Below are 12,863 nucleotides of genomic sequence, written 5' to 3'. Positions count from 1 at the left end.
GGTGCTTGGTGCCCGGTGCCCGGTGCCCGGTGCCCGGTGCCGGGTGGTCTGGTGTCTGCCCCGTGCTGACCCCTATCCGCGACTGGTGCTACCCCCGTGGACTGACCGGACCAGGCGGAATCCATCTGTCTTCGCCTCTTGGCCAAGACGCCAGGGAAAGCGGATGTTCGGTGCGGAGTTGTGCTCCTTGCGGGGCCTGACTGGGGCGTGCGTTCAGCTCTTCGGCATGAGTCTTGGCCGAGTGGCGTCTCCCCGCCGATCAGCCTCCTGCACGTGGGCGTCAGGCGGTAGGAACTTTTTCTCCTTATGTACCTGCGAGAATTGGCGGCGCTGAACCATTTCGCGTGAGGCCATTTTGTGGTTGATCTGTTTGCAAGACTGCGCATCGTAGGTTGGGAGTTCTTGATTTAAGCGAGATTATTTTTGGTAATTGCTATCTCGGATATTTGGAATCATTTGAGACAATGCTTTTTATAGACTCCTGTGATCGAGTGCAATATGTCGAAAGAGGCCCTGAGTGGGGCTCGCAGGCTGATCACCGGCCGTGATCGGTGGAGCGTTCGCGATGCTTTTGTCGGCCTCTTACCTGCGGCGATGCTCTCTAGGTCTCGTAGAATCGTCGTGCCGGGATGGACCGGTGTAGTCAAATTCGAGGTAGACGGGAGCCTTAGTTGGGGCGCAAGGCGAAGGAATCGAAGCGGCAGGAGAGCCCTGTGCGGGAGCCGGTGGAAGTGTCGCCAAGGGGAGGTTCTTCCGGGCGGGGCTGGACCATTGCCGGTGTTGTCCTGGGGTATCTTCTGGCCAACGTTCAGATCGACCAGATCAGCATCGGAATTGAACTGCTCAAGCGCTGACTTAACGGTGACGGAGAGGACGCTGGCGCCAGGTAAGGAGCGACTTCCCGGGGGTCGGTAGCCCTGAGGTGGGGTCGGACTCGTTGAACGGGCCCGGGCGGACAGCGGGGACCGAGCAAGATGACGGGCGGCACATCTGCGCGTTCAAGGTGTGCCGTCGAGGACGAGAGATGCCGTCTCTGAAGGTCGGTGAGAGGGCCTGGCGGTGTGCTGGTCACCGCATGGTCGATGCCGGGGGAAAGCTGTCGGCGAGGTAGGGCATTTCGAGGTTCTCACGTCCCCCAGGGGTCTTGTTCTCCTCATCGGAGACGACTTCTACCGTGTGGCCCAGACCTGAGCCACGAGCCCTGCCGGGTACCGCTCCCAGCCGCCCCTGCGACGAGCACGGGTACCAGGAACGCATGCGCCGTCCTCACCGGCTGGGATTCTGGGCGCCAGACTCTTCTGGGCCTCCCGCGCTCGATGCCAAGAGGCGTCCTGGCGGGGAACGGGGGCCAAGATGTCGAGCGACCCAAGGGCACACACGTCCATCAGTGCTGCCGGAGTGGTAGTCCGCAGAGCCCGGCTCGGCCGCCAGCTCACCCAGGCACAGCTGGGTCAGCTGACCGGCTACTCGCCCGCGCAGGTCTCCCGATACGAACGCGGCGTCTCGCCCCTGACCGACGTGGCGGTGTTGCGGCGGTTCTGTGCGGCGTTGGATATCCCGGTCGCAGACGTCGGCCTGAGCGAAATTCGCCCGGAACGCCACCCTTCGATCACGGGCGGTGCGCCTGCGCTCTACCCCCGACTTGCTCCCCCTAGGCTGAACACCCTCAGGAGGGACACTCAGGAGGACGACGTGCGGCGGCGAACGTTCCTGGCCCTGTCCGCGGCCAGCGCAGCTGGCCTGCCCACGCCCGAGCAGCCACCCCTAATCTCAACATCGCTTGCTATGCCGAAGCCTGCCGACCCCGTCGGCGCCCTGGTCGCAGGCCTGCGCGATGCCATGCTCGGCATCGACGGAACCGGCATCAGCGTGAAGGGCGGCCTCCCGCTGCCATCCCAGCTGAGGCTCGTAGTCGAGCAGGACAGCGGGTGTCGCTACAGCGAGCTGGCCCGCTCCCTGCCCACCCTGATCCGGACCGGACACCAACTCGCCGATTCCGGGGATCTGGCCGCGGGTCCCGGCGAAGGTGTCCCGCCTGACGTCGTGCTGGCCCAGGCGTACCTGGTCGCCGTACGGATTCTGATCAAGTTCGGTGATCAGCCCCTGGGCTGGATGGCCGCTGACCGGGCCCGCCAACTGGCCAGCGACCGCGACGACGCGCTGCTGGCCGGTGAGGCGGCACGGCAAATGGCGGTCCTGGCCCGCCGTTCAGGATGGACCGACCAGGCCATGTCCATCGCCCTGACAGCGGCCGCCGATCCCGGTCTGCGCCGCGCCGGACGCGAGGGCACGGCCATGCGCGGCCTGCTGGTGCAGTCGGCCGCCTACACCGTGGCCAAGACTGGCGACGGCCCGGGCATGCGTGAACTCACGGCCGAAGCCGCCGCGTTGGCCAACAGCCTGACCGATGGCCCGCTCGTGCGCCGGCAGGTCGGCGGATTCACCCCAGCCACGGTGGCCCTGCACCGGATCTCGGCTGAGACCAGCACCGGCGATCCGGCGGCGGCTCTAGTTACTGCGCAGGCGCTTTCGCCTGCCCGGCTCCCGACGATCGAGCGCAGGGCCCGGTACTGGGCCGACGTCGCCTCGGCCCAAGCTCTGCGAGGCAACCGCGACGAATGCCTGCGGGCCATGCTGGCCGCCGAGCAACTCGCACCCGTGGAGACCCACGCACGCCCCGCCATCCGCGCGCTGATCTCCGGTCTGCTGGTGTCCGGACGGACCACCACCGACCTGCGTGCCCTCGCCGCGCGAAGTGGCATGACCGGCTGAGGGCGAGGCTTCTGGCAAGGTGAAAGTGATTGCCGGCATGAGCGTCTGGGCCGCAGACGCGTAAGCGGGTCGGCCAGTTCCTGCCAACCAAATCACCACATCTGTCTGGGATGGGACAGTCAGATGTAGCCGGAACGGTCTACGAGGCCAGGATTCCCGGCTCCACGTCGATCCAGCCGGGGTACTTCGCCGAGCGCCCGTCGCCGGAGGAGCGGCGGCGCAGCCGGCGACCGACCCAGGGGCCCACGTGCTGCACGTAGTAGCGGGCCTCGCTGAGCGGGCCGCGCCGGGGCTCGGGGTCGGGCATCAGCACCTCGGTCACGTCGTGGTGGCCGAGCCCGGCCAGGACCAGGGCGGCGACCCGGTGGTGCCCGGCCGCGTTGAGGTGCAGGCGGTCGGGCGACCAGTAGCCGCCGCGGCGGATCTCCTCGTCGTGGAACACGTCGATCACGGTGGTGCCGAGCCGCTGGCCGAGGTCGTGCACGCGTGAGGTCAGCAGCTCGGCCCGGTTGTGCACGAGGTTGCTCAGCGGCAGCCCGCCCGAGGGGTCCGGGCCGCACAGCAGCGCCACCCGCACACCGGCGTCCGCCAGACGGGTGGTGGCCTGCTCGGTGAGGTCGATGATGCGCTGCGGCGACATGCCCGGCCGCAGTAGGTCGTTGCCGCCGCCGTTGAGCGTGACCAGGGTCGGCGGCGGGTCCATGGCCAGCGCCGCGTCCACCTGCTCGGTCATGATCGGCGTGACCAGTCTGCCGCGGACCGCGAGGTTGGCGTACTGCACGACCGACCCGGTCGAGGCGGCCAGCCCGGCCCCGACCAGATCGGCCCAGCCCCGCACGGAACCGTCCGGGAGCACGTCACCGACGCCCTCGGTGAAGCTGTCGCCGATCGCCAGGTATCGCATGTCCCACCTCAGTATTGTTGCTTGAGCACACTGATTGTAGGCATGCGGCTCCTCAGCGAGTGACCAGGCCGGCCGCCCGGCTCAGCGCTCGCCGCCCAGGACCGCCTGGTCGGTGCCGTTCCACTCGGTGACCGTGCCCTTGGCCACCAGCTCGGCGAAACCGCCGGGCATGGCGCCGTCGTCGTTGCACATGATGGTCACGGCGTAGAGCCGGTCGGTCTCGGAGGTGTTGAAGATCCGGTGGTTCGACTCCGGGTGCAGGATCAGGCAGTCACCGGCCCTGAGGTCGACCACGTGCTCGTCGCTGTGGGCGCGGCCGGTGCCGGAGAGCACCACGAAGATCTCGGTCGACTCCTCGTGGGCGTTCACCGGCTGGGCGCCGCCGGGCTCCCAGACCTCGAAGAACACGCTCGTGGGCGAGCCGTCCGCGGGGCCGGCCAGCAGGGCCAGCTTGACCGTGTCGGCGGGCGAGATGAGCTGCGGGACGACGTCGTCGAGGTGGCGCAGGATCGGTGCGGGAGTGGTCATTTCACGGTTCCTTCCAGAGCGGTCACCAGGTCGCCGGCCTCGACGGAGAAGCCGTAGCACTGGCGGGTGTTGTAGAGCGTGGCGTCGTGGCAGTAGGCCGGGCTGGTGGTGGCGCTGGCGCCGTCGACCAGCACCACGTCGTAGCCCAGGCAGGCGGCGTCCACGAGTGTGGCGTACACACACTGGTCGGAGTTGACCCCGGCCAGGAACAGCGTGTCCACCCGCAGGTTGCGCAGGATCGAGTCCAGGGGCGTGTCCCAGAACCCGCTCATCCGGTACTTGTCCACACTGATGTCGCCGGGCTCCCGGGTCAGGCCGTCGATCAGCGCCGCGCCCCAGCTGTCCCGGGTGAGAACCTTTGAGCCGTTGGGCATCTCGGAGCCGATGCCGACGCCCTGGCCCTGCGGGTCGTAGACGTGGGCCACACCGGGCGGCAGGTTGGCCTGGTCCAGGCGGTTGCCCCAGTTCACCCAGATCACCGGCACACCGTTGGCCCGGGCGGCCGGCACAAGCTGCCGCAGGGCCTGCGTGGCCGGGGCGAGCACACTGACGTCCACCCCGATGCCGTCCAGCCAGCCGCCCGGGGTGCAGAAGTCGTTCTGCATGTCCACCACGACCAGGGCGCTGCGGGTCAGGTCGGCGGTGACCGGGGTGGGCAGGGCGGGCAGGTCGACCGGAAGCGGCTGCGGGACGGTGCGGCGCAGGTCCACCCGGCCGGCCGGCCCGTCAGGTGCGGCCTGCCCGCCAGAGCTGTCGGGGCGGCCAGGGCTGCCAGGGCTGTCGGGGAACGACCAGGTGTTGCGGTGCGGCAGGGGCGCGGTCGCGCGCCGGGGGACAGGGGTTTCGGTGCTCACGCGAGGCCTCCGGAGACAGCGAGCTGGAGCAGCTGGTGGTCGGTGCCGGGCGCCCCGACCAGGCACAGCCCGGCGGGACGGCCGTCGGCGGTGCGCAACAGCGGCAGGGACAGGGCCGGGGCGCCGGCCAGGCCGGCCAGACAGGTCATCCGCAGCGTGCCGGCGCGCTCGGCCTCCACCTGGCCGGGGGAGGCATCGCGGGCGGGGGCGCCGCCGGCGCTGCTGGGCAGTACCAGGATCGCGCCGTCGAGCAGGTCGCGCAGCTGGGCCCGGGCCTCGGCCAGCACGGATCGTGCGGCGCCGGCCTGGTCGGCGGTGACCTTGGCGGCGATCTCGAACCGCCCGGCCACGTCGGCACCCAGGGCTCCCGGATGCGCCTCGATCCAGGCGCCGTTGGCCTGCCACGCCTCGTGCGCCTGGACGGTGCGGAAGGCGGTGAACCAGCTCTCGAGCACCTCACCCGGCAGGTCGGTCTCGGCCAGGGCGGGCAGGATGCCGGCGGCGACCAGCCCGGCCCGGCGGGCAGCGCAGTCGGCCGCGACGTCGGGGGCGGCCAGATTCTCCACGGTGGGCAGGACGATCGTGCGCTCCGCCCGTCGTCCACCGTTGTTCTCCGGCACCAGCACCTGCGCCACCCGCAGGCTGGTGGCCGCGTCGCGGGTGAGCCAGCCGACGGTGTCGAACGACGGTGCGAGCGGGTGCACCCCGGAGGCGCTGACCGCGCCGTGCGTCGTCCTCAGGCCGACCAGCCCCTGGTAGGAGGCGGGCACCCGGATCGACCCGGCGGTGTCGGTGCCGAGGCCGATCGTCACCTGCCCGAGGGCGACCGCGGTGGCCGGTCCGCTGGTCGAGCCGCCGCTGATGCCCTGCGGCACAGCGGGATTCGGCGGGGTGCCGTAGTGGGCGTTCTGCCCGGCCAGGCTGTAGGCGAACTCGTCGGTGCGGGCGATACCGGTGATCTCGGCGCCGGCGTCGAGCAGGTGCGCGACGGCGGGGGCGTGCCGCTCCTGCGGTTTCTGCTCGTCCAGCCAGGTGGGGTTCCCGGCGCCGATCGCCTGGTCACGGACGGCGAAGAGGTCTTTCACGGCGACCGTATGGCCGCTCAGCACACCGTCTTTCGCGGGTCTCACCAGCGGTGTGCCGACGATCCGCCAGATGCTGCCGTCGATGCCGCCGTCGATGCCGAGGGGGGCGGGGGCGGCCTTGGCCGGCAGGCTGACATGGGCGGCGGTGACCTTCCAGGCGCCGTCCACGCGCTGCCACAGCTGGCTCTGGAGCCCGGTCGCGCCGCCGGTCGCGGCCAGGGTGCCGGCCATCAGCAGCGCGGCGTCGTCACCGATCGGCCGCACGAGGATCCTCACCACGCGGCGGGTCGGGATCACGCTGCGCCCGGACCGGAAACCGGCGATCGCCTCGTGCCCGATCAGCAGGTGGGTGCCGTCGCCGCGCACGGTGTGCTCGCCGGGGGCGAACAGGTCGTCGAGCACGGCCACGTCGTTGCCCAGCAGGGCCCGCTCATAGGCGTCGAACGCCTCGAGCAGTCCGGCCGGAACCTCACCCGGGCAGTCGATCTCGGCCCTGCCGTCGATCCCGGAACTCACCTCGACCACGTTCATCGGGCGAGTTCCCTTCCCAGGGCGGCGAAGTCGGACAGGCGGATCATCGCGTGCGATCCCTTCACCAGGTCGACCACCTGGGAGATCTCGAAGTCGGTGGCGGCGGACAGGTAGGCGTAGGCGATCTCGGGATGCACCCCGAACGCGGCCCCGAGCAGGGCCACGGCGTTCTCGCCGCACCGGGCCACGGCCACGTCCAGGTCCTCGTCCAGGCCCGTGGGCACCAGGAACTCCGGTGTGACGGCGAAAGGCCCGGCCACGGAACCGAATCGGGCCCGGGCCTGGTCGGCCGGGATCAGGTCGAGCGTCAGGGTGGCCCGCAGCGGGGCCTCCAGTGCGGTCAGGGCGATCTCGCCGTTGCCCTGCGCGAAGTGCGGGTCGCCCACGTACACCCCGGCGCCGGGCACCTGCACCGGCAGGTACAGGGTGGTTCCGGTGACCAGCAGCCGGATGTCGAGATTGCCGCCGTGCGGGCCGGGCGGTACCGAGTGCCGGCGCTCGCCCGGCGTGGCCACGCCCACCGTGCCCAGGAACGGCTGGAGCGGGAACCGGATCGGGCGCTCGGCGTCACCGGGGCGCAGCGGCAGGGTGGCCCGGACCTGGTCGGTGCCGGGCTCGTCGAGCAGGCAGAAGACGCTGGTGACCGGTCCCTCGGCGGGGAAGGTGCCGGGCAGCAGGCCGCGGTGGTGGCGGCTGGAGACGATGCCGTAGTGGGTGCGCGGGGTCAGGGGGCCCATGTGGACGGCGATCAGGTCGCCCGGCTGCGCGCCGCGCACCTCGATCGGGCCGGTGACCACGTGCGGGCCACCGGTGAGGTCGTGGGTGCCGGAGCTGGCGATCGTGATCGCGTCGCTCAGCACGTCGTGCGCGGCGATCCCGTGGCGGCCGAAGAAGGCCACCGGGTCGCCGCCCTGGTCCTCGAGAATGCCTTCGTGGCTGACGGTGTCGACCACGACCGTGGTGCCGGGCTCGACGCTCATCACCGGGGCGTCGGCGTCCGAGGGCAGCCGGCCCCAGGACGTGGTGGCCGGGGTGGCCGGCAGGTAGGGCAGGCCCGCGTCGAGCGCCTCGGCGCCGGACAAGGGCTGGAGTACCGACCAGGTCGGTGGCGCCAGGTGGGACAGGGCCATCAGGGATTTCCTCGTTCTGCGTGGGAGGTGTCGAACTCGTCCCGGGTGAGCGCGGCGACGTCGGCCAGGTGCCGCGCCATCGCGGTGCGGGCGGCCGGGGCGTTGCCGGCCCGCACCGCCTCGACGATCGCGCGGTGGCCCAGGTAGGAGACCTCGCGGGCGTAGCGGGTGGAGTGGGACAGGGTCCGGGTGGCCGAGGTCCAGGAGCCGATGACGGTGTTGATGGCCGACATCAGCGGATTCTGCGACGCCGCGGCCAGGAGCATGTGGAACTCCAGGTCCAGGCGCAGCGACTCCTCGGGGTCGGCCTCGGCCGTGGACTGCCGGAGGACGTTCTCCAGCTCGATCAGGTTGGAGCGGGTGGCCCGGACGGCGGCCAGCTCGGCCAGCCGGGGCTCGATCGTCTCGCGCAGTTCGGCCACGTCCCGCAGCTGGTGCTCGGCGTCGGACAGCTGGGAGTAGAGCGTCTGCACCCGTTCCGGGGCCGGCAGCACGGTGGTGCCCCGGCCTGGGCGGCGCTCCAGCAGATGCTTGGCCTCCAGCTCGTGCATCGCCTCGCGCAGCGAGGCCCGCGAGACGTTCCAGGTGGCCGCCAGCGTGCGCTCCGAGGGCAGCCGGTCGCCGGGCCGCAGATCGCCCACGGCGATGAGCTTCTCGAGGTGCGCGGAGATCTCCGAGCCCACGGTGCCGCGCAGCAGGTCGGGCCCGGAGGCCGGGAGCCCGAGAACGGTCGCGGAGACGAGGCGGCGACCGTCCCGCTCGTCCTGGGCGTCCGGGGAAGTGTTCACGCGGCGTCCTTTCCTGCGTCAGCGATATCGGCCCGCCAGGCCGAAACTTGGCCTGACCAATCCGACCGTAGATGACGGACGTGGAAAGCAACAAGGGCGGCGGCGGTCATACCCCGACCTTTTCAGGGCGGAAATCAGCCGGAAACAACGGCCTCCGAAAACCCTTCCGAAACGGGCACTTCCGGCAATCGGCCGAGATATTCCGAGCCATCTCCCCGGCTGTGTTTCGCGAGGGTAAAGGATCAGCGGGCGTCCTTGACGGGCGTACGGCCCAGGGATGACAGTCGTATCGGTCCGGTTGGTCGGACCAACCCCGAACCTTGAGGGGCGCTCCTCCCCAGAGGGCCTCTGACCTGCGACGGTGTCGTCGCCGGAGGGCGGTGGGCTGATCGTCCGAGCTCACGCCATCCGTTCCCGCCCCTGCCCCCGCCCCCACCGGCGGCCCATGACGGCCCGTCCGCGACTGCCGCCGCCGCGTCACCGAAAGAATTCACCGACCGACCGGCCGGCGAGAAGTTCAGCAATTCGCCGGGAAATCCTCCGGTGATTTCTCCCGCCATTCCACAACGCTTTTTCCGGCGCTGTTCCGTGACCGGCAACCTGCCCGTTCCCGGTCGCCCTGAGCTGACATCTGGAGCCTCCATGTCCCTGTTTTCCCGCGGTCGGCGCAGCGTGCTCGCCGGCATCGCCCTGGTCCCCGCCCTGGCCCTGGCCGCGTGCGGCGGTTCCGGCAGCTCCTCCGCCGAGGCCGGCGGCACCACCGACATCAAGGTCGTGCTCGGCTGGTACGCCAACTCCGAGAGCGGCGGCTACTACGCCGCCCAGGATGAGGGCCTGTACGCGGATCACAACGTCGACGTCACCATCCAGCAGGGCGGGCCGAACGTCGCCGGCACCACGATCGTGGCCTCCGGCAAGGCCGAGATGGGCATCGGCGACGCGGCCAGCGTCGCCCTGGCCCAGGAGCAGGGCATCCCGATCGTCACGGTCGCCGCGATCTACCAGGACAACCCGGTCGGCGTGCTGGTGCACTCCGACAGCGGCATGGACTCCTTCGACGACATGGAGAACCACACCTGGATGGTCCAGACCGGCAACACCGGCGCGGAGTACATGCAGAAGGAGAAGGGCCTGACCTTCAAGACCCAGGCCTACCAGGGCTCGATCGCGAACTTCCTCGACGACAAGAGTCTGGTGCAGCAGGGCTGGCCGACCAACGAGCAGTACCAGGCGCTCAAGGCCGGCGTGGAGACGAAGTTCTTCAGCTACGCCTCGGCCGGCTACAACCCCTACAACGACGTCATCTTCACCTCGAAGTCGTACCTGGAGAAGAACCCTCAGGCGGTCAAGGACTTCCTCGCCGCGTCGATGCAGGGCTGGTCGGACTACATGGGTGACGTGGACGTGGCCACCTCGACGAACGAGCAGCTGATGAAGGTCAACCCGGAGCAGACCTCGGACGCCCTCTGGTACGCCTGGGACAAGCAGCGCGACTTCATCGCCACCGGCGACGGCGAGCAGCAGATCGGCGCGATGAGCAGCGAGCGCTGGAGCACCCTGGTCGACCAGCTGACCAAGCTCGGTGTGCTGACCAAGGAGATCGACCCGGCCGACCTGTTCGACAACTCGTACCTGCCGACCGTGCCCGCGCCGTCCACCCTGCCGGACGCGCCCGCCGACTCCTACTGACAGCCCACCGGAACAGGGGACGCCGGAAACCTCGACGGCGTCCCCTGTTCCGGGACTCTTCCCGACGATCGGAGCCCCGCATGGCGTCCATCCCCGCTCCCACCCCCGCCGTCACCCCCGCGCTCACCCAGGCCACGTCCGCGCCCGCCCCGCTGATCGAGTTCCGGCAGGTGCAGAAGACCTACAGCAACGGGTTCCAGGCCGTGACCCCGTTCGACCTGAGTGTCGGGGCGGGTGAGATCGTCTCCCTGGTCGGGCCTTCCGGGTGCGGCAAGACCACCGTCATCCGGATGGCGGCCGGGCTCAGCGCGGTGTCCGGCGGTGAGCTGGTGCGCCGTACCGATCAGCTCGCCTACGTGTTCCAGGACCCGACGCTGCTGGCCTGGCGCAACGTGCGCAGCAACGTGGAACTCGTGGCCAAGCTCAAGGGTGTCGACAAGGCCACCCGGTCGGCCGCGGCCACCGCCGCCATCGAGATGGTGGGGCTCGGGGCGTTCGAGAAGTCGCTGCCCCGGCAGCTTTCCGGCGGTATGAAGATGCGGGTCTCCCTGGCCCGCGCGATCACCAGCGCGCCCGAGCTGATGATGATGGACGAGCCGTTCGCCGCGCTGGACGAGTTCACCCGCGAGAACATGCAGAAGGAACTGCTGCGCCTGTGGCGCGCCAGCGGTTTCGGCGCCATGTTCATCACCCACTCGATCAGCGAGGCGGTGAACCTGGGGCACCGCATCGTCGTCATGGCGGCGAAACCGGGCCGCATCGCCCGGATCATCGACTCGCCGAGCCCGCCCACGCAGGACGACGCGCCTCGCGACAAGCAAGCCCTCGCGGCGACCGCCGAACTGGTGTCGTCACTGCTCGCAGGAGACGAAGCATGACCGAGCTCACCCACCCGCCCACGGAGGCCGCCGTCGTGAACGAGGCCGCCCCCGCTCCCCGGCCGGCGCGCGGCCCCGGCCGGTCCCGTGCCGCCACCTGGCGCCGGTACGTGCTGCCGCCGATCGGTGCCGCCGTGCTCGGCGTCGTGATCTGGCAGCTCGTCATCGTGCTGTTCGACATCCCGACCTACCTGCTGCCGGGGCCCGCGGACGTCTGGTCGGCCCTGACCACCGAGGCCGGCTCGATCGCCGCGGCCGCGAAGGTGACGATGCAGGAGGCGGCGCTCGGGTTCGTGCTCGCCATGGTCAGCGGTTTCGCCGCGGCGCTGTTCATGGCCCGCTGGAACATCGCCGAGCGTGGCCTCTACCCCTACCTGGTGCTGCTCCAGACCGTCCCGATCGTGGCCGTCGCACCGCTTTTCGTGGTCTGGTTCGGCGCCGGCATCACCACCAACGCGCTGGTCGCCGCGATGATCGCGGTCTTCCCGATCGCCGCGAACACGTTGCAGGGGCTGAAGTCCACCGACCGGAACCTGGTGCAGCTGTACCGGATGGCCGGTGCTCCCGAGCGGGTCCAGATGTTCTCGCTGCGGGTGCCCGCGGCCCTTCCGCAGATCCTCACCGGGCTGCGGATCGCCAGTGGTGCCAGCGTCATCGGTGCGATCGTCGGTGAGTTCGTCGCCGGGATCGGCGGCGGCGAGGGAGGTCTCGGCTACGTGATCACCCTGGACGCCACCCAGCTGCGCACACCCGAGCTGTTCGTGGCGGTGCTGATGGCCAGTGCCGTCTCCCTGATCCTGTTCGGCATCGTGGCCGCCGTGGAGGGGCAGTTGCTCAAGCGCTGGCACGAATCCGCTCTGCCCACCGAAGAATAAGACCGTCAGGAACCTCTTGTGACTCATCTTCTCGCTCACCTGTCCACGGCCGCCGTCGAGGCCATCGACAAGACCGACGCCGTCGTCGTGCAGCCGATCGGCGCGGTCGAGCAGCACGGTGCCCACCTGCCGCTGATCACCGACGCCCTGACCGCCGAGCGGATCAGCGACCTGGCCATCCGCTCGCTGCCCGAGGGCAGCAACGTCTGGCAGCTGCCGACGCTCGCCTACGGAAAGTCCACCGAGCACCTGGGCCGGGCCGGAACCATCGCGCTGTCCGCGGCCACCCTGATGTCGACGTGCCTGGACCTGGGCCGCTCGCTGGCCGCGTCGGGGTTCCGCAAGCTGGTGTTCGTCAACGGTCACGGTGGGCAGCCCAGCCTGCTCGACGTCGTGGCTCGCGACATCCGGGTGGAGACCGGCCTGGAGGTGTTCCCGATGATGCCGGGCCGGTTCGGTCTGCCCGAGGGGATCGTGCAGGTGGACGAGCACTACGGCATCCACGGCGGGCAGATCGAGACCTCGATCGTCTGGGCGCTGGCTCCCGAGCTGGTGCGGATGGACCTGGCGGTCCGTGACGGCCAGGCCGTCGGCGAGCTGTACGCCGGCAGCCGCCACCTCACCCTGGAGGGGACGGTGCCCACGGCCTGGGTGACCGACGACCTGTCGGTGTCCGGGGTGATCGGTGACGCGACCGCGGCCAGCCTGGAGGACGGGCGGCGCATCGTCGAGCACCAGACCAGCTGTCTGGCCGAGACTCTCCTGGAGATCCGCGCCTTCGCCTTCCCCACCCTCCAGAGGCCGCAGTAGGCGCCACTCGCTACGGTGG

Annotated in this window: 12 protein-coding genes and 1 pseudogene; 7 read left to right on the top strand and 6 right to left on the bottom strand. The window is 70.2% G+C overall.

Going from position 1 to position 12,863, the window contains the following annotated elements:
- Positions 1 to 671 precede the first annotated feature (671 nt).
- The 3 genes and pseudogenes from KIH74_RS32505 (at position 672) to KIH74_RS32500 (ending at position 2,772) form a co-directional block, all read left to right on the top strand.
- Entirely contained in the window at positions 672 to 854 is a 183-nt protein-coding gene (locus tag KIH74_RS32505; protein ID WP_214160254.1) for a hypothetical protein, read from the top strand.
- A 499-nt stretch (positions 855 to 1,353) separates the two neighbouring features.
- A pseudogene (locus KIH74_RS39400) lies at positions 1,354 to 1,557 on the top strand (helix-turn-helix domain-containing protein); the annotation flags it as partial.
- A 228-nt stretch (positions 1,558 to 1,785) separates the two neighbouring features.
- Positions 1,786 to 2,772, top strand: a complete 987-nt coding sequence (locus KIH74_RS32500) for a hypothetical protein (RefSeq protein ID WP_246573586.1) — start codon at positions 1,786 to 1,788, stop codon at positions 2,770 to 2,772.
- Between the two features lie 139 nt (positions 2,773 to 2,911).
- On the opposite strand, the gene KIH74_RS32495 is transcribed toward KIH74_RS32500, so the two are convergent.
- From KIH74_RS32495 to KIH74_RS32470, 6 genes are all read right to left on the bottom strand, one after another.
- Positions 2,912 to 3,676 (bottom strand): SGNH/GDSL hydrolase family protein, encoded by a 765-nt coding sequence (locus tag KIH74_RS32495; protein WP_214160252.1) that lies wholly within the window; start codon positions 3,674 to 3,676, stop codon positions 2,912 to 2,914.
- A gap of 81 nt (positions 3,677 to 3,757) precedes the next feature.
- A complete protein-coding gene (locus tag KIH74_RS32490; RefSeq protein WP_214160251.1) occupies positions 3,758 to 4,204 on the bottom strand; it encodes a cupin domain-containing protein in 447 nt (148 codons plus the stop codon).
- Positions 4,201 to 5,058 carry a cysteine hydrolase family protein gene (locus KIH74_RS32485; RefSeq protein ID WP_214160250.1) on the bottom strand — a complete coding sequence of 286 codons (858 nt, stop codon included), beginning with the start codon at positions 5,056 to 5,058 and terminating at the stop codon, positions 4,201 to 4,203. Before KIH74_RS32485 ends, KIH74_RS32490 begins: the two co-directional genes overlap by 4 nt.
- Positions 5,055 to 6,674 (bottom strand): AtzH-like domain-containing protein, encoded by a 1,620-nt coding sequence (locus KIH74_RS32480; protein ID WP_214160249.1) that lies wholly within the window; start codon positions 6,672 to 6,674, stop codon positions 5,055 to 5,057. Before KIH74_RS32480 ends, KIH74_RS32485 begins: the two co-directional genes overlap by 4 nt.
- Entirely contained in the window at positions 6,671 to 7,804 is a 1,134-nt protein-coding gene (locus KIH74_RS32475; protein ID WP_214160248.1) for an acetamidase/formamidase family protein, read from the bottom strand. The genes KIH74_RS32480 and KIH74_RS32475 overlap by 4 nt, the downstream gene beginning before the upstream one ends.
- On the bottom strand, positions 7,804 to 8,592 hold the full coding sequence (locus tag KIH74_RS32470; protein ID WP_214160247.1) for a FadR/GntR family transcriptional regulator: 789 nt from the start codon (positions 8,590 to 8,592) through the stop codon (positions 7,804 to 7,806). Before KIH74_RS32470 ends, KIH74_RS32475 begins: the two co-directional genes overlap by 1 nt.
- 642 nt (positions 8,593 to 9,234) lie before the next feature.
- Here KIH74_RS32470 and KIH74_RS32465 point away from each other — a divergent pair.
- The 4 genes from KIH74_RS32465 (at position 9,235) to KIH74_RS32450 (ending at position 12,844) form a co-directional block, all read left to right on the top strand.
- Positions 9,235 to 10,281, top strand: a complete 1,047-nt coding sequence (locus KIH74_RS32465) for an ABC transporter substrate-binding protein (RefSeq protein ID WP_214160246.1) — start codon at positions 9,235 to 9,237, stop codon at positions 10,279 to 10,281.
- 80 nt (positions 10,282 to 10,361) lie between these two features.
- Positions 10,362 to 11,159: an ABC transporter ATP-binding protein gene (locus KIH74_RS32460; protein ID WP_214160245.1), complete on the top strand. Its 798-nt coding sequence runs from the start codon at positions 10,362 to 10,364 to the stop codon at positions 11,157 to 11,159.
- A complete protein-coding gene (locus KIH74_RS32455; protein WP_214160244.1) occupies positions 11,156 to 12,034 on the top strand; it encodes an ABC transporter permease in 879 nt (292 codons plus the stop codon). The genes KIH74_RS32460 and KIH74_RS32455 overlap by 4 nt, the downstream gene beginning before the upstream one ends.
- A gap of 18 nt (positions 12,035 to 12,052) precedes the next feature.
- A complete protein-coding gene (locus KIH74_RS32450; RefSeq protein ID WP_214160243.1) occupies positions 12,053 to 12,844 on the top strand; it encodes a creatininase family protein in 792 nt (263 codons plus the stop codon).
- Positions 12,845 to 12,863 lie beyond the last annotated feature (19 nt).

It is taken from the genome of Kineosporia corallincola (genome assembly GCF_018499875.1).
In the GTDB taxonomy this organism is placed as follows: domain Bacteria; phylum Actinomycetota; class Actinomycetes; order Actinomycetales; family Kineosporiaceae; genus Kineosporia; species Kineosporia corallincola.
The sequence above is the reverse complement of the archived record's forward strand: the minus strand, read 5'-3'. Positions and strand labels throughout refer to the sequence as shown.